Origin of the sequence: Metapseudomonas otitidis (assembly GCF_011397855.1) — a bacterium.
Classification (GTDB): Bacteria; Pseudomonadota; Gammaproteobacteria; order Pseudomonadales; family Pseudomonadaceae; genus Metapseudomonas; species Metapseudomonas otitidis.
This window is the reverse complement of record NZ_AP022642.1, coordinates 3839343-3856247: the sequence shown is the minus strand read 5'-3', so window position 1 is coordinate 3856247 and position 16905 is coordinate 3839343. Positions and strand designations below refer to the sequence as shown.

The 16905-nt window shown below is 67.6% G+C and carries 15 protein-coding genes; 11 read left to right on the top strand and 4 right to left on the bottom strand.

The genetic code is table 11. The features are described 5' to 3' along the window. Positions 1-164: 164 nt before the first annotated feature. Together PotMrB4_RS17625 and PotMrB4_RS17620 are read right to left on the bottom strand one after the other, a co-directional pair. Positions 165-1250: a hypothetical protein gene (locus tag PotMrB4_RS17625; protein ID WP_172434083.1), complete on the bottom strand. Its 1086-nt coding sequence runs from the start codon at positions 1248-1250 to the stop codon at positions 165-167. Positions 1251-1427: 177 nt separating this feature from the next. Beyond that, positions 1428-2429 (bottom strand): PA5033 family protein, encoded by a 1002-nt coding sequence (locus tag PotMrB4_RS17620; protein ID WP_172434082.1) that lies wholly within the window; start codon positions 2427-2429, stop codon positions 1428-1430. Between the two features lie 501 nt (positions 2430-2930). Between PotMrB4_RS17620 and PotMrB4_RS17615 the strand changes: the two genes are divergently transcribed. Next, positions 2931-3272, top strand: coding sequence for a ribonuclease E inhibitor RraB (locus PotMrB4_RS17615; protein ID WP_069561933.1), 342 nt, complete (start codon positions 2931-2933; stop codon positions 3270-3272). Between the two features lie 168 nt (positions 3273-3440). Beyond that, complete coding sequence (locus PotMrB4_RS17610; RefSeq protein ID WP_232060733.1) at positions 3441-4679, top strand: flavin monoamine oxidase family protein; 1239 nt, start codon at positions 3441-3443, stop codon at positions 4677-4679. Here PotMrB4_RS17610 and PotMrB4_RS17605 read toward each other — a convergent pair. Continuing rightward, complete coding sequence (locus PotMrB4_RS17605) at positions 4664-5695, bottom strand: AraC family transcriptional regulator (protein ID WP_172434081.1); 1032 nt, start codon at positions 5693-5695, stop codon at positions 4664-4666. The two genes, PotMrB4_RS17610 and PotMrB4_RS17605, sit on opposite strands and share 16 nt — an antisense overlap. A gap of 137 nt (positions 5696-5832) precedes the next feature. Between PotMrB4_RS17605 and PotMrB4_RS17600 the strand changes: the two genes are divergently transcribed. From PotMrB4_RS17600 to PotMrB4_RS17565, 8 genes are all read left to right on the top strand, one after another. Then, positions 5833-7302: a flavin-containing monooxygenase gene (locus PotMrB4_RS17600; protein ID WP_172434080.1), complete on the top strand. Its 1470-nt coding sequence runs from the start codon at positions 5833-5835 to the stop codon at positions 7300-7302. Then, complete coding sequence (locus PotMrB4_RS17595) at positions 7286-8230, top strand: alpha/beta hydrolase (RefSeq protein WP_172434079.1); 945 nt, start codon at positions 7286-7288, stop codon at positions 8228-8230. Before PotMrB4_RS17600 ends, PotMrB4_RS17595 begins: the two co-directional genes overlap by 17 nt. Before the next feature lies 1 nt (position 8231). Then, positions 8232-8993, top strand: coding sequence for an SDR family oxidoreductase (locus tag PotMrB4_RS17590; RefSeq protein ID WP_172434078.1), 762 nt, complete (start codon positions 8232-8234; stop codon positions 8991-8993). An 87-nt stretch (positions 8994-9080) separates the two neighbouring features. After that, on the top strand, positions 9081-9797 hold the full coding sequence (locus PotMrB4_RS17585) for a type 1 glutamine amidotransferase (RefSeq protein WP_172434077.1): 717 nt from the start codon (positions 9081-9083) through the stop codon (positions 9795-9797). 318 nt (positions 9798-10115) lie between these two features. Then, positions 10116-11525 (top strand): circularly permuted type 2 ATP-grasp protein, encoded by a 1410-nt coding sequence (locus PotMrB4_RS17580; RefSeq protein ID WP_044400287.1) that lies wholly within the window; start codon positions 10116-10118, stop codon positions 11523-11525. Positions 11526-11527: 2 nt separating this feature from the next. Then, complete coding sequence (locus PotMrB4_RS17575) at positions 11528-12478, top strand: alpha-E domain-containing protein (RefSeq protein ID WP_044400290.1); 951 nt, start codon at positions 11528-11530, stop codon at positions 12476-12478. Then, the gene (locus tag PotMrB4_RS17570) at positions 12475-13278 is read left to right on the top strand and encodes a transglutaminase family protein (RefSeq protein ID WP_044400293.1); all 804 of its coding nucleotides are present in this window, start codon (positions 12475-12477) and stop codon (positions 13276-13278) included. The genes PotMrB4_RS17575 and PotMrB4_RS17570 overlap by 4 nt, the downstream gene beginning before the upstream one ends. Before the next feature lie 126 nt (positions 13279-13404). Continuing rightward, positions 13405-14136, top strand: coding sequence for a proteasome-type protease (locus PotMrB4_RS17565; protein ID WP_044400296.1), 732 nt, complete (start codon positions 13405-13407; stop codon positions 14134-14136). Between the two features lie 110 nt (positions 14137-14246). On the opposite strand, the gene PotMrB4_RS17560 is transcribed toward PotMrB4_RS17565, so the two are convergent. Beyond that, positions 14247-15017: a COG4705 family protein gene (locus PotMrB4_RS17560; RefSeq protein WP_044400299.1), complete on the bottom strand. Its 771-nt coding sequence runs from the start codon at positions 15015-15017 to the stop codon at positions 14247-14249. 229 nt (positions 15018-15246) lie between these two features. Here PotMrB4_RS17560 and PotMrB4_RS17555 point away from each other — a divergent pair, with 229 nt between their 5' ends. Continuing rightward, complete coding sequence (locus tag PotMrB4_RS17555; RefSeq protein WP_172434076.1) at positions 15247-16902, top strand: phosphoethanolamine transferase; 1656 nt, start codon at positions 15247-15249, stop codon at positions 16900-16902. Positions 16903-16905 lie beyond the last annotated feature (3 nt).

Below are 16905 nucleotides of genomic sequence, written 5' to 3'. Positions count from 1 at the left end.
ACGGTAGCGAGCCCCCAGGGCGGCATGAATAGGGCGCATGGACTAGTGGCAGGGTGCTTGTTGGCGGACTGTGCGCCAGTGCGCAATGCGATGGGCCGGGGCCCTGAACGCAACACCCCCTGGAGTCGTGGACTCCAGGGGGTGTTGTCTGGCGCGGGAGTGGCTCAGCGCTCGAGCACGTAGGTTTCGCCCCAGATGGAATCGTCCTTGACCGGCTTGGCGTTGAGCTTGACCGGGCGGTACTGCAGGTTCGCCAGGGCCTTGCTCATCTTCATGTAGCCGTACTTGGACGGGTCACTGGCGCTGCGGAACTCCTGCAGGCCGGTGGGGATGCGCACCATGTAGAGCGCCGAGAGCTGGCAGTCGAGCTTGTCATTGGCCACGCGCCGGCAGTCGCTCTGCTCGAAGCCGACGTTGGGGGCCTCCGGGTAGAAGCCGTCCACCAGCACCGCCTCGCCTGGGGCCACCTCGAAGGTGGCGAAGGGCTTCTTCAGGTCGCTGTAGGCCTCGATGCTGGCCACCTTGCGTTCCTTGATGTCCGCCACCCAGCCACCCGCCGAGGTCTGCCGGGTGACGTCGTAGGCGTTGTTGCCCCAGCTCACGCATTCGCCGCTGACCACTCGTACGGCTGCGCAATAGCTCTGGTTCACCGTCTCGGTCTGGTACTGCGGGTCTTGCCAGCGCTGGCCCCGGTCGAACTCGCTGAACGCCTTCTCCACCAGCGTCACCATGCCCAGGGGGGAGGGGGTGATGTCGCGATTGGCCTGGGGGTTGGGCGCGGTGGTGCGCGGAGAGTTGTAGACGCTACCCATCAGGTCGTACTGGCCGGGTTCGACGATGTAGACCTGGTACAGGGTGCGGCCGAACACGGTCTGGTAGTGAGAGCCGTGCACGCCGATCTTCTCGGCCTTCATGTTGTTGCCAACATGGAGCACCCGCTTGGGGTTGGCGCGGTTGCGCCATACGGCGGTGCCGGTACGCAGCTTCTCGAAGCGCACCGCGTCGTCATTGTTCTCGAAGTCGTACTGCTGGCTGTCGAGGTTGATGGTGGTGGTCACCACCACCGCCATGCCGGAGGCCAGCGCCGCCTCGAACAGGTCGTCGGTGGCGGCGTGCAGCTGGCGGGCCTGGCTGACCACTTCCTGTTCGTACTGACGCTGCTGGTCCATCAGCGATGGCGGCGCCACGCAGCCGCCGAGCAGAGCGAGCGAGAGGGCAAGGAGACTGAGGCAGGGGAGTCCGTTCTTCATGGGCGTTCCTTCTGGAGGCGGGCCTGGAATCCCGCCGGGCTGGGCGGGCAGGGATCGAGGTCGCCGAGCATAGCGACGGTGCCCGTCACGGTACGCCAACCGGCTCACGCTTGGCGGTGGGCTAGTACATCCGTACTAGGGAAGGGTGCTCCCGGCAGGAGCCGGGAGCTGAGGGGGTCAGAGCGGTTTGATGGTGCCGAGGCGGTCGTTGATGACGTAGGTGCGGTTGCTCTTGTCGATCAGGGTGATCTCGGCGCCCGGCTGGCCGTCCTGGTCGCTGACGGAGAGGATCGAGTACTCGGTCGAGTTGATCGGGTAGTCCTTCTGGGTGTTATCCGCCGGGTGGAGGATGGTGATCCTGTCCAGCTTGTTGATGATGACGTCAGCTCCCGGCTTGCCGTTGGTGTCGACGAAGCCAGCGTATGTTGCCCAGTTCGAGCCGCTGCCCTGGGTGTAGTTCTGGAACTGGCCGGCGGCGACTGTGCCGGTGTAGATGATCAGGTCGTTGTTGTCGCGAGCGATGAGCTCGTTGCCCGGCACGCCGTTCACCTCTGCCGCGGCGATGGTGGCAGTGGCGCCATTGGTGAAGGTGGTGCGCTTGAGGCGCGTCTGGAAGTCGTACAGCAGGATGCCGTTGCCGGTGGTGAAGGACAGCGTGCCGTAGGGCAGGCCACCGATGTTGAACGGGCCGTAGTAGTGCCAGCCGCCCACCATGAAGTCACTGAGGGTGACCTGTTCCTTCAGGTGGTGGCTGACGATGATGGCTTCGGCGCCGGTCAGCGCGATCACTTCCTCGCCCGGGTTATTGTCCAGCTGTGCAGTGCCCACCACGTTCCAGACCTTGTTGCCGACCGGGTACTTGCGGACGGCGTTCTCCACCATGCTGATGATGGCGAGGTCGGGGCCGGCCTTGACGATCAACTCCGCGCCGGGCCTTGAGTCGGTATTGGCGGCGAAGCGCAGTTCCCAGGTGGTATTGCCCAGGTCGTAGGTCCGCAGCAGGGAGCCGCCGGCGCTTTTCACCTGGATCTTTCCGGATTCGCGGAACACGCTTTCCGGCGTGCCATCACCATCCAGATCCCAACGACCGAGCAGGTCGGCTGCCTGTGCCTGGGGAATGAGTGCCTGGGTGCCCAGCAGTGCCAGGCCGGACAGCAACAGTTTTGCTTGCTTGTTCATCTATCAGTCCTTTTCCTTGATGAGGCGGTCAGTTTCTTCTGACCGGTTGCCAGCGAAGCACAGGACGGGGCGAGGTGAAATGCTGGCCACCCAGCAGACGGGGAACCAGGCGCGATAAATGTCGATCCATGCACATTCCGGTGCTCTAAAACGAGGGTTTCAGCGTTTTTGGTGCGCTTCGTCAGAGGCTCCGGATGGTCAGCGTGTCGGCGTCGAGCCTACGCTGAGCCGCCCCCCATTCAGTGCTGCAGGGATGCCGCCCGTCGTCCGACCGGTGGCTTCCATCCATACTCCCCGGCAGAGCTGCGCGCTGGGCGCTACCCTGAAAACCGATGCAGTCGATCGTTGTGTACAAGCCAAGCCGTGGCCGGCCCCTCGGGCCCGGCCACACCCGGAGCCCGCGTCCGTGGGCACGGGTGGGGCGGCGCCGCCAGGCGCCGCAGGTCGAGTCCCTCGACCCCAGCGTCACACTCATCCATCGCCAGAGAGGAGGTCTTGAACATGAGCACCACCTTCCACGATGACGTCAGCAGCAATGTCTTGCGCCGTATGAAAGAGGGCGGTTTCGATTTCGCCCGCGTTCACCCCATCGAGTTCTACGCCATCTTTCCCGATGAGGACCGGGCCCGGATGGCCGCACGCAATTTCCGTGGTGAATCGCTCAACGCCCAGGTCTCCCCACGGGATGACGGGGCCTGGCACCTGCAGGTGAGCAAGGTGATGTACGCCACCCACGCCGGCATCGGCGACTTCGAGCATGACCTGGAGGAACTGGTGGTTCCTCTGGGCGGAGTCCTCGACGGCTGGGGGGTCACCCAGGAGGTCCCGGCGCAGCCGCGCTGAGCCCTGTTTCCTTGCCCATGCCGGCCAACCTTCGGGTTGGCCGGTTTCGTTTTGGGGCTCTGGCTTGGGAGATGGCTGGCTTTCAGGCCGGCTGATGATGGTTTTCTTGTTCCGGCTGTTGGTGGCTTTTAGAGTCCCCGACGCATTTTCCGGAGCAAGGAGCTGCCCGTGGACGGTTTTCTGGGTGGATATGTCACCCGTTGGTACGACGACCCTTTCAGCCTGGGGGCCTACAGCACGCTGTTGCCTGGCGGCTCCCCCGAGGACCGACGCACATTGGGCCAATGCCTGGGGAATCGTCTGGTACTGGCCGGTGAAGCCTGCAACCCGCATGCACCCGCGATGACCCATGGCGCCTGGGACGACGGCGTGCGGGCTGCTGGGCTGGCTCTGGCGGCTGGGGCTCGGCAGGTGATCGTCATCGGCGCCGGATGCGCCGGGCTTGCCGCCGCCAGGCGCCTGCGCGAGGCCGGCGTCGAATGCTGCGTGCTCGAAGGGCGTGAGCGCATCGGTGGGCGGACCTTCAGCCAATCGGTAGGCGGCGTGACGGTCGATCTGGGTGCCGCCTGGCTGCAGCAGTTTGCCCATAACGCCCTGGGCCGACTTGCCGAGCAGCAGGGGCGGGTGACGGTGGAGACCGACTTTGGACACCCCCTTGCTGCCGCCCATGACGGAGCACCGGGGGATGTTGATGCGGCCTGGCTGGCGCTGCTGCGCAATCTCGATCGTTGCCTGCCACTGGCAGAGGGGGTTGCGCGCTATCTCGCCGGGCTCGAAGCCGAGCAGGCGCGCGCCACACGTTTTGCGCTGGATAGCCACCTGGTACAGGAAGCCTGCCTGCCGCTGGAGCAACTGTCGGTGGATGCGTTGGATGAGGAAGGCGTCGGCCATGGGGATCGCTTCCTGCCCGGCGGCTACAGCGCCCTTATCGCCTCGCTTGCCGAGGGTCTGGACATTCGCCTGGGGCAGCTGGTGAAACGGATCGACTGGTCCGGTCCGACCGTCCGGGTCAACGGCCTGGATGCTGACTTCTGCATCTGCACCGTACCGCTGGGCGTGCTGAAAACCCTGGACTTCGTACCCGCGCTGCCCGAACCCCAGCAGCGTGCCTTGGCCCACCTGGGCATGGGGCGCCTGGAGAAAGTGGTGTTGCAGTTCGAGCGACGCTGGTGGCCCGTTTCCCCCTCCGGCTATCTGCGTTGGTATGACGTGCCCAGCACATGGGGAGAGTGGCTCGACCTGACCGACCAGGCGGGCGTACCCACGGTAGTTGGACTGATTGCCGCCGATGCCGTGGAGCGGATCTACGTCGGTCGTAGTGACGAAGCGATCATTCACGACGCCTGCATCGCGCTGCAGGCCTGGGCGCGGGCCATCCATTCGATACCGGCTCAGCGAGGGGCGTGAGCCTCCCGGCGGAACTGCCCGGGCGAGACGCCCTTCCAGCGCTTGAAGGCGTGGATGAAGTTGGACACCTCGCCGTAGCCCAGGCGCTCGGCGATCTCCTCCAGGCGCAGGGCGGTGGAGCGCAGCAGCTCCTCGGCCAGGGTGCCCAGCACCTCGTCCTGCAACTGGCGGAAGCTGGTGCCTTCGGCATCCAGGCGGCGCCTGAGGGTGCGCGAAGTCATGTGCAGCTGGACGGCCAGGCTTTCCATGTCCACCCGCTGGCCCGGTCGGCCCAGCAGCAGGTCGCGGATGCGGCTGGCGAAACCGTCGCGTTGGCGGCGGCGGTCCAGCAGGGCGCGGCACTGGGCCTCGCAATAGGCGGCCGCCTGGGGGTTGGCACCGGGCAGGGGCAGGTCCAGCAGGGCGCGCTCGAAGGTGATGCAGTTGTGCGCCGCGCCGAAGGTCGGCTCCACGCCCAGCAGCGCACGCCAGGGCGTGGTGTCGGCCGGAGCGGGGAGGGCGAAGCAGGCCCGGCGCACCGGCAGGCCGCCGCCGGCCAGGTCACGGTGCACGCTGAGCGCGCCGGATACGTCGCGTTCCAGCACGAAGCCGCGCAGGTCCTCGGGAAGCGACGAGGGGATCAGGTGCAGCTGCGCTTCGTCCCCCACCTCGTCGATACGCAGGCCATGGAAGGCATAGGTCAGGTCCTGGTAGCGCAGGCCCAGCTCCACCGCGCTGCGGTAGGTGCTGCTGCTGAGCAGCGCATAGCCCCAGATGCCGTATGTGTTCAGACGGTAGCGCCGGCCGGCGTCGAGGCCGATGCCCGGACGATCCCCCAGCCCCCGGGCGATGTTGCGCAGCAGGCTCAGTTCCTGGGCCGCGTTCACCTCCGAGCCGGGGTCGCCCAGCAGCTGCCAGTCGAGCCCGGTACCGGCCAGGCAGTGCTCCAGGCTCAGGCCGTGGTCGAGGCCGAACTGGATCATCAGCTGCACGCTGGTGGCGCTGCGACGGTGGGATGTGGGAGCAGGGCAGGTCATGGTGGCTTGAGCAGGTTGTCCGGAACTCACAATCAGGTGTCCGACTATGCCATAACCCGAACCCGGGGGCGGAACTAGGATGCATGCAGCCTCGCGGACAGGACCTGCCGCGCGGTTCCAGCCAACGGGAGATAACAATGACCAACACTTCCCCGAGTGGCGCGCCCCTGCGCGTACTCATCATTGGCGCCGGTTTCGGTGGCATCGGCCTGGCGATCCAGCTGTTGAAGGCGGGCATCCGCGATTTCCAGATCCTGGAAAAAGGCGATGACGTCGGCGGCACCTGGCGCGACAACAGCTACCCCGGCGCCGCCTGCGACGTGCCTTCGCACCTGTATTCCTACTCCTTCGAGCCCAAGGCCGACTGGTCGCGCAAGTTCGCGCCCCAGGCCGAGATCTTCGCCTACCAGCGCCACTGCGCCGACAAGTACGGCCTGCGACCCCACATCCGCTTCGGCTGTGAAGTGGCCGAGGCAACCTTCGACGAAGGCGACGGCACCTGGCAGGTGCGCAGCACCGCTGGCGAGACCTTCCGTGCCCGCGCCCTGGTGAGTGCCTGCGGCCAGCTGAATCGTCCGGCCTGGCCCAAGGTGCCGGGGCTGGAACGCTTCCGGGGGGCGTTGTTCCACTCCGCCCGCTGGGACCACGGCTACTCCCTGGAAGGCAAGCGGGTAGCGGTGATCGGCACCGGCGCCAGTGCCATCCAGTTCGTCCCGCAGATCGCCCCCAAGGTCGCCCGGCTGAGCCTGTTCCAGCGCTCGGCGGCCTATGTGATCCACAAGCCCGACCGCGCCTACCGGCCCTGGGAGCTGGCGCTGATGCGTCGCCTGCCGGCTTTGCAGAAGGTCGACCGGCTGCTCAAGTACGTGCAGCACGAGTCACGGGTGCTGGCCTTCTCGGTGTTCCCGCCGCTGATGAAACTGATGCGTGCACGCTTCCACCGGCACCTCGCACGCGGCATCGCCGACCCCGTGCTGCGCCAGCGCCTGGTGCCGGACTACCCCCTGGGCTGCAAGCGCATCCTCATCTCCAACGACTTCTACCCGGCCCTGGATCGCGACAACGTCGAAGTGGTGGACTGCGGCATCAGCGAAGTCACCGAGGATGCCGTGATCGCCCGTGACGGCCGGCGCATCGATGTGGACGCCATCATCCTCGGCACCGGCTTCACCGCCACCGATTTCCTCGCCCCCATGACCCTGCGCGGCCGAGGCGGACGCGACCTCAACGAAGCCTGGCGCGACGGCGCCGAGGCCTTCCTCGGCATCAGCGTCAGCGGCTTCCCCAACCTGTTCATGCTCTACGGGCCGAACACCAACCTCGGGCACAACTCCATCCTCTACATGCTGGAAAGCCAGTTCCGCTATGTGCTCGACGGCATCCGCGCCCTCGATGGCCTGCGCTACCTGGACCTCAAGCCCGACGTGCAGCACCGCTTCAACCAGCGCCTGCAGCAGGCCGTGCGCCACACCGTGTGGGAGCAGGGTTGCCAGAGCTGGTACAAGACTGCCGATGGGCGCAACACCAACAACTGGCCCGGTTTCACCTTCACCTACCGCCGGCAGACCCGCCGCCTGGAGCTGGAACACTATGACTGCGTCCGTTGATTTCACCGCCCCCGAGCCCGGTCAGGCGGCCCTGCGCGGCATCCTGCGGGGTGCCCTGACGCTGCTGTTCCGCGGGTTGATGCGCCCGCCGCTGCCGGTTCCGCTGCAGCGCGCCATTCTGCGCGGACTCACCGCCAGCACCCTGGCGCCCCGGGGCGTCACCCGCGAGGCGGCGCAGCTCGCCGGCCGACCTTGCGAATGGCACCGCCCACCGGGCGATGGCGATGCCGTGCTGCTGTACCTGCACGGCGGTGCCTTCATCACCGGCTCGCCCGCCACCCACCGTGCCATCGCCGGCAACCTGGCCAAGCGCGCCGGGCTTGACGTCTGCGCGCTGGACTACCGCCTGGCACCGGAACACCCGTTCCCCGCCGGCCGGGACGACGCCGTGGCGGCCTACCGGGCCCTGCTGGAGAGCGGCCATGCCGCCTCGCGCATCGTCATCGGCGGCGACTCCGCCGGCGGCAACCTCACCCTGGTCACCGCCCTGCGCCTGCGCCAGCTCGGCCTGCCGGCACCGGCCGCCCTGGTGTGCTACTCGCCGGTCACCGACCTCAGCGGCAACGCCCTGCACCAGCCACCGGCCGGCGACCCGCTGATCCACCCGAAGTGGATGGAGCTGGCCGCCGACCTCTATTGCCCACCGGGCATGGAGCGCCGGGACCCGGCCCTGTCGCCGCTGTTCGATGACCTCGGGCACCTGCCGCCGCTGCTGGTGCAGGTGGCCGAGGATGAACTGCTGCGCGACGATAGCCTGCGCCTGGTGGCCAGGCTCCGCGAGGCGGGTGGCTGGGTCCGCCTGGAGCGCTACCCTGGGCTCTGGCATGTGTTCCAGGCCCACGCCGGCCTGCTGCGCAGCGCCGATGAGGCCCTGGCGAGCACCGCCGGGTTCATCCGCCACTGGCTCGACCACCCGCAGGAGGGCTGAGATGACCACCCTCCTCATCACCGGCGCAGCCTCCGGCATCGGCGCCGCCACCGCCCGGCTGTTCCACGAGCGTGGCTGGCAGGTGGGCCTGCTGGACCGCGACGCCGAGGCCCTCGCCACCCAGGCCGCGGCCCTTGGCAACGTCTGGCACCGCGCGCTGGACGTGACCGACCTGGGCGCCGTGCAGCAGGCCCTGGCCGACTTCTGCGGGCAGCACGGCGGGCAGCTGCGCCTGCTGTTCAACTGCGCTGGCATCCTGCGCTTCGGCTATTTCGAGCAGATCGACATGGCCGAGCATGCGCGCATCCTCGCCATCAACGTGCAGGGCGTGGTGCAGATGACTCACGCCGCCTTTCCCTACCTCAAGGCCACGCCGGGCGCGCAGGTCATCAACATGGGGTCGGCGTCGGGGGTCTACGGCACGCCGCACATGGCCAGCTACTCCGCCTCCAAGTTCGCCGTGCGTGGTTTCACCGAGGCGCTGGAACTGGAGTGGCGGCGCCATGGCATCCGCGTCGGCGACCTGATGCCACCGTTCGTGCGCACGCCCATGGTCAGCCGGCAGACCTTCGAGCCGCCGGCCCTGCGTCGCCTCGGCGTCAACCTCCAGGCCGAGGACGTGGCCGAAGCCTGCTGGCAACAGGCCCAGGGCGCGGCCGTGCACCGTCCCATCAGCGTCGCCTTCCGCCTGCTGTACCTGGCCGGGCAGCTCTCACCGGCCTGGGTCAACCGCTGGGTCATGAAGGTGCTGAGCCGGGAGTGAGCGGGCAGGGCGGAGGGCCGTGGCGCCCTCCGTCCCCTCGACCGGGCCGGGGGCTTTGCCTCAGACTCCGCCGACGGAGGCAACCCCATGACCGATATCCTGATTCTCACCCACGCTGATTTCTGTTCCCCCGGCCACCTGGCCACCGTGCTGGAGCGCGAAGGCATCGCCTACAGCGTCCTGCGTGCCGACCATGGCGAGCTGGACGGCATCGACCTCGACCGGCCCCGGGCCGTCGCGGTGATGGGCGGCCCGATGAGCGTCAACGACCCGCTGCCCTGGATCGACACCGAGCTGGCCGCCCTGCGCCATTTCATCACCCGCGACATCCCCATCATCGGCCACTGCCTGGGCGGCCAGTTGCTGGCCCGTGCCCTGGGCGCCGCCGTGCACCGCATGCCCTACACCGAGATCGGCTGGCAGCCACTGGAGCAACGCGCCGATGCCCAGGGCAGCCCCTGGACGGCGCACCTGCCGGCGGAGTTCCCGGTCTACCAGTGGCACAGCGACACCTTCGACCTGCCCGAGGGCGCGCGCTGGCTGTTCGACAGCCCCTGGTGCCCCAACCAGGGGTTCTCCTGGGGGGAAAAGATCCTCGCCCTGCAGGGGCACCCGGAGATGACCGAGGAGTTGGTACGCCTCTGGCTCACCGACTGGGCCCACCTGCTGGACGAGACCCAGCCCAGCCAGCAACCCCGCCAGGTGATGCTGGATGACCTGCCCCGGCGCGTCGCCGAGCTGAACCAGGTGGCCGAGGGCTTCTACCGCCACTGGCTCGACCTGGCCTTCCCCGAACGCGCCTGATGCCCACGGGGCGGCTCGCCGCCCCGCTCCCTGCGACAGGGTGGCGCAGCCACCTTCCGTCCTCTCCCCGGGCAGCCCGGCGGGCGTGACCTAGACTCCTTTCTGCCGCGCAAAAAGACGGAACGCAGCGGCGATCCCCACCGTCCTAGCTTCAAGCCGCCGCCAAACGGGGCGCGGCGTCCCGATCCGCTCCCAGGGCTGCACCGCTGTGGTGCAGTGAATTTTCAGCCTGGTTGCAACTGCTTGATCGGGAAGGATTTTCGTCGCTGGCACGGCGCTTGCGACGGCTCGGTGGTCGGTAGCGACAAGGAGTCCGGCATGGCCCGCACCTTTTATGACGAGATGTACGACGCGAGCGGCAATTGCCGTCCGCACTACCGGGAGTTCGCCCGCTGGTTGGCCGAAACCCCCGAAGAACTGCTTGCCCAGCGGCGGCGCGAAGCCGACCTGCTGTTCCACCGGGCCGGTATCACCTTCACCCTCTATGGGGACGAGCAGGGCACCGAGCGCCTGATTCCCTTCGACACCATCCCCCGCGCCATCCCCATGAGCGAATGGCGCGTGGTCGAGCGCGGCTGCATCCAGCGCGTCAAGGCGCTGAACCTGTTCCTCGCCGACCTCTACCACGAGCAGCGCATCATCAAGGCCGGGATCATCCCCGCCGAGCAGGTGCTGGCCAACGAGGGCTACCAGATCGCCATGCAGGGCCTGGACCTGCACCGCGACATCTACGCCCACATCGCCGGGGTCGACCTGGTGCGCGACGGCGACGGCACCTACTACGTGCTGGAAGACAACCTGCGCACCCCCAGCGGCGTGAGCTACATGCTCGAAGACCGCAAGATGATGATGCGGCTGTTCCCCGAGCTGTTCGCCGCCCAGCGCGTCGCCCCCATCGACCACTACCCGAACCTGCTGCTGGAAACGCTCAAGAGCTCCAGCCCGCTGGACAACCCCAGCGTGGTGGTGCTCACCCCAGGCCGCTTCAACAGCGCCTACTTCGAGCACGCCTTCCTGGCACGCGAGATGGGCGTCGAGCTGGTGGAGGGGGCCGACCTGTTCGTGCGTGACGACCGCGTGTTCATGCGCACCACCTCCGGCCCGCAGCCGGTGGACGTGATCTACCGTCGCCTGGACGACGCCTTCCTCGACCCCCTGGCCTTCAACCCCGAGTCCATGCTCGGCGTGCCTGGCCTGCTGGCGGCGTACCGCTCCGGCAATGTGGTGCTGGCCAACGCCATCGGCACCGGCGTCGCCGACGACAAGTCGGTGTACCCCTATGTCGGCGACATGATCCGCTTCTATCTCGACGAGGAGCCCATCCTGCGCAACGTGCCCACCTGGCAATGCCGCAAGCCGGAGGAGCTGTCCCACGTCCTCGCCCACCTGCCCGAGCTGGTGGTCAAGGAAACCCAGGGCTCCGGCGGCTACGGCATGCTCGTCGGGCCGGCCGCCACGGCGGCCGAGATCGAGGCCTTCCGCGAGCGCCTCAAGGCCCGTCCCGACGCCTACATCGCCCAGCCCACCCTGTGCCTGTCCACCTGCCCGACCTTCGTCGAGAAGGGCATCGCTCCGCGCCACATCGACCTGCGCCCCTTCGTGCTCTCCGGCCGTGAAACCCGGCTGGTGCCCGGCGGGCTGACCCGGGTGGCGCTGCGTGAGGGCTCCCTGGTCGTCAACTCGTCACAGGGCGGTGGTACCAAGGACACCTGGATCGTGGAGGACTGACCGTGCTGAGCCGTACTGCCTCCGACCTGTACTGGATGTCGCGCTACCTGGAGCGCGCCGAGAACCTCGCCCGCATGCTGGACGTCAGCTACTCGCTGTCGCTGATGCCCCAGGATGGCCGTGGCGACGGGCTGGAAGAACTGGCCATGCCGCTGCTGATCACCGGCACGCTGGACGCCTATCTGACCCGCCACGGGCAACTGCACGCCGAGCGCATGCTGCACTTCTTCGCCCTCGATGCCGACAACCCGGCCAGCATCTACAGCTGCCTGCGTGCCGCGCGAACCAACGCCCACGCCGTGCGCGGGCGCATCACCGCCGACATGTGGGAAAACATCAACGCTACCTGGCTGGAGATGCGCGGCATCGCCGCCGAAGGCCTCGGCCGCTACGGCATCAAGCGTTTCTGCGACTGGGTGAAGGAGCGTTCCCACCTGTTCCGGGGGGCCACCTTCGGCACCATCATGCGTCACGACGCCTACCGCTTCATTCGCCTGGGCACCTTCATCGAACGGGCCGACAACACCCTGCGCCTGCTCGATGCCCGCTACGAAATGCTCGGCGAGGACGCCGAGCAGGTCAGCGACACCTCCGCCCGTGGCTACTACCAGTGGAGTGCGCTGCTGCGGGCGCTGTCCTCCTTCGAGGCCTACAACGAGGTCTACCGGGGTTCCCCGGGCACCCGCCAGGTCTCCGAGCTGCTGCTGCTGCGCCCCGACGTACCGCGCTCGCTGCGGGCCTGCATGGAGGAGCTGAACCTGATCCTCTCCGGGCTGCCCGGCGAGAACGGCCGCCCGGCCCAGCGGCTCGCCGCCGAGCTGGACGCCCGCCTGCGCTACACGAGCATCGACGAAATCCTCGGTGAGGGCCTGCACGGCTGGCTCACCGACTTCATCCTGCTGGTTCGCCAGCTGGCCAGAGCCATCCACAGTTCCTACCTGGAGGCCGTATGAAACTGTCCATCCGCCACGAAACCACCTATCGCTACGACGACCAGGTTCGCGCGAGCATCCAGTACCTGCGCCTGACCCCCCACGACAGCGAGCGACAGCACGTGCTGAGCTGGGAGCTGGACCTGCCGCGCCCGGTGCGCGCGCAGCTGGACCCGTACGGCAACATCCTCCACGTGCTGACCCTGGACGAGCCCCATGAAGCCATCGTCATCGGTGCCCGTGGCCAGGTGGAGATCGACGAGAGCCGCGAAGCCGAGCACGACCCCCAGTCCGCGCTGCCGTTCCTGCGCAGCACCCGGCTGACCGCAGCGGACGAGGCCCTGCGTGCCTTCGCCCACCAGCGCTGCCCGGCCAACACCGGGCGCGACGGGCTCATCACCCTGATGGAGGCCCTGCACGAACACATGCCCTACAAGGCCGGCGTCACCGCCGTCGACAGCACCGCTGCCGAAGCCTTCGCCGGGCGTGCCGGCGTCTGCCAGGACCACACCCACGCCTTCCTCGCCTGCGCCCGCACCCTCGGCGTGCCGGCCCGCTTCGTCTCCGGCTACCTGTACCGCGACGGCGACAGCCAACTGGTCAGCCATGCCTGGGCGGAGGCCTGGCTGGAGGGGGCCTGGTACAGCTTCGACGTCACCAACCGGCTGTCCCGCCCCGAACGCCACCTGAAGCTGGCGGTGGGGCTGGACTACCTCGACGCCTGCCCCGTGCGCGGGATGCGCCGGGGCGGCGGGGAGCAGATGCACGCGCGGGTCGACCTCGACCCGCCGCCGCTGCTGATGGTCCAGGAACAGCAGTAACGCGGTCCCCCGACGCTCCGCCGCACCCCGGCTTTTGACTGCCCGCCTGCCACCCGGCAGGCCACCAGCCGGGAATGCCGCCCGAACATGGGCAGGGCGGGGCGCCTACAACAACAGGAGCCTGACATGACCTACTGCGTCGCCATGCACCTCGCCGATGGCCTGGTGTTCGTCTCCGATTCCCGCACCAACGCGGGCATCGACCACATCGCCACCTTCCGCAAGCTGTTCACCTTCGGCGTGCCGGGCGAGCGGCTGATCGTGCTGCAGAGCGCCGGCAACCTGGCCACCTCGCAGTCGGTGGTCAACCTGCTCAAGCAGCGCCTGGGCAGCACCCTGGTGAACCTCGACAGCGTGCCGACCCTGTACGACGCCACCGCCCTGGTCGCCGAGACCATCCGCGAGGTGGTGGCCCGGGACGGCGCACCGCTGGCGGGCAACACCGACCTGACCTGCTCCTTCCTCGTCGGCGGGCAGATCGCCGGCCAGCCGCCGGCGCTGTACAGCATCTACCCCCAGGGCAACTTCATTCAGGCCACCGAGGACACCCCCTTCCTGCAACTGGGCGAGAGCAAGTACGGCAAGCCCATCCTCGACCGCAACCTCACCTACCGCACCGGCCTGGAAGAGGCCCTGCGCTGCGCCCTGGTGTCGTTCGACTCCACCATCCGAAGCAACCTCTCCGTCGGCATGCCGCTGGACCTCTTGGTCTACCACACCGACAGCCTCATCCACCCGGTGGGCTACCGCGTCACCGAAGACGACGAGTACTACCAGGGCATCCGCCGCGACTGGGCCGCCGGCCTGCACGAACTCCTCAGCCAACTGCCACCGCCGCCGGCGGACTACAACGTCTGATGAACGACACAAGGCCCACCCTGGGGTGAGCCTTGCGCGAGCGGAGCGGCTGCTTGCGGATGGCGTGTCGCCAGTCAGCGGCACGCCTTGTTGCGAGTGGGCGACCGCCCTCAACGAGGCGGGCTGTCCTGCAGGGGGATGGCCTGCAGCAGGGGCTGCTGCCGTTGCGCGCGGATGGCGATGACCACCAGCACCACCAGCACGCCGGCGAGGATCGCCGAGGAACCGACCGTGCCGAAGTCCAGGCCGCCCTTGGCGTGGGGTTTGGTGAGGACGTCGCCGAGGGTGGCGCCGAACGGGCGGGTGAGGACGAAGGCCAGCCAGAACAGCAGCACATGGGACAGGCGGGTGAAGTAGTAGGCCAGCGCCACGGCGGCGATCAGGCTGCCGATCAGCAGGGCACCGCCGGCGAAGCCGAGGCCGGAGTCGTCGGCCAGGTAATCGCCCAGGGCGGTGCCGAGGGTGTTGGAGACGAGGATGGCGATCCAGTAGAAAAGCTCGCCGCGACGGCTGTCGATGTGGTCCACCGACAGGGATTTCTCGCTGAACCGCCACACTGCCAGGACGCCAAGCAGCAGCGAGATGAGGATCGCCGAGCCGCTGGCGTAGCCGAGGCCGAGGGTGCGGTCCATGAAATCGGACATGGTGGTGCCGGCGGTGCTGGTGGTGAGGATCACCGTCCAGTACAGGGCCGGGTTGTAGGTGCGGGCGCGGAGCTGGGTGACCAGTGAGACGAGGAACAGGCTGATGAGGATCATCGAACTGATGGCGTAGCCGACGTCCAGTGTCATCGACAGCAGGTCGCCGGCGGTTTCGCCGAGTGTGGTGGCGCAGATCTTCATCACCCAGAAGGCCAGGGTGATCTGGGGAAGCTTGTTCATCGGCGTGGTGTCCTCGCGAAGGGGCCTGCGAATGGCAGGGTGCGAGGCGATGTTGCGGGTCATTGCGTCAAGCGCGGGTCAAGCAATCCTGAAAAAAGCGTGAAGGGCGCTGGCTGGCAGGGCGTCCTCGACAATTTGCCAAGGTTTAATTCACGAACTTTTGATATCGCGCTTTCTACTCTCGCTGGCGAATCGACAGGGACGATCCCTTCGCTGCGTGAGCCTACCGATGTTCAAGAACCTCTCCTTCCGCCCCGAAAGCCTGGCCCTGCTGGCGAGCGTGCTGCTGCTGGCGCTGTACAACTACCCCCTCTGGTCCCACCTCTCCAGCATCGTTCCTGCGGGTGCCGGTGGCATCGGCCTGCGGGTCGCCTTCGGGATCATGGTGCTGGCCGTGTTCAGCTTCGTGCTGGCATTGCTGTCGTTCCGCTGGGTATTCAAACCGGTGCTGATCGTGCTGTTCATGGTCAGCTCGGGGGTCGCCTATTTCATGGGCCAGTACGGCGTGATGATCGACGCCAACATGCTGCGCAACGTGGCCGAGACCGACATCAAGGAAGTGCACGGGCTGATGTCCCTGAGCCTGCTGCTGCACATCCTGCTGTTGGGCGTGCTGCCCAGCTGGCTGCTGTGGAAGGTGCCGGTGCGGCACCGCTCGCTGCGCCGCGAGCTGGTGGGCAAGGTGGTGCTGGCGGTGGGGTCGGTGGCGGTGCTGGGCGGGGTGGCGCTGGTCAATTACCAGGGCCTGGCCTCGCTGTTCCGCAACCACCACGAGTTGCGCCTGCTGGTGGTGCCGAGCAATTACCTGAATGCGTCCTTCGGCTACGTGCGCGAGCAACTGGCCACCGCCCAGGAGCCGCTGCGCAGCATTGCCACCGACGCCCTCAAGTCTTCGGCCTGGGTGGGGCACCAGCGCAAGTCCCTCACCGTGCTGGTGGTGGGCGAGAGCGCCCGGGCCGACAACTTCGGGGTGCTGGGCTACGCCCGTGACACCACGCCGAAGCTGCGTGCCGAAAGCGGTCTGCTGGGCTTCACCAATGTGCACTCCTGCGGGACCGAGACTGCCGTGTCGGTGCCTTGCATGTTCTCCAACCTCGGGCGGGCCGGCTATGACGCCACCCAGGCACGCACCCAGGAAGGCCTGCTGGACGTGCTCAAGCGCTCTGGTCTGACGGTGAGCTGGTGGGACAACCAGTCCGGCTGCAAGGGCGCCTGCGACCGCGTCGACCAGGTGGATCTGAGCCACCGCCAGGACCCTGACCTGTGTCGCGACGGCGAGTGCCGCGACGAGATCCTGCTGCGCGACCTGCAGGCCTACATCGACCAGCTCAAGGGCGACACCGTGCTGGTGCTGCACCAGGCCGGCAGCCATGGGCCGGAGTACTACAAGCGCTACCCGCAGGGGTTCGAGGCCTTCACCCCGGTGTGCCGCAGCAACGCGCTGAACGACTGCAGCCAGGAGAGCATCGTCAATGCCTACGACAACACACTGGTCTACACCGACCACGTGCTGGCGAGCCTGATCGATATCCTGCGCCGCAACCAGGATCGCCTCGACACCGCGATGATCTACCTCTCCGACCACGGCGAGTCCCTGGGCGAGTACAACCTGTTCCTCCACGGCACGCCCTATGTGCTGGCACCGGACCAGCAGAAGCATGTGCCGCTGCTGGCCTGGTTCTCCGACAGCTACACCCAGGACTTCGGCCTGGACACCGGCTGCCTGGCCAAGGACCGCGAGAAGCCGCTGAGCCAGGACAACCTGTTCCATTCCCTGCTCGGCCTGCTGCAGCTGCAGACCACGGCCTACAACGACGGGCTGGACCTGTTCGCCGGCTGCCGGGTCCGCCAGGCCGGCTCGACGTTGGCGGGCACAGGGTCGTGATCG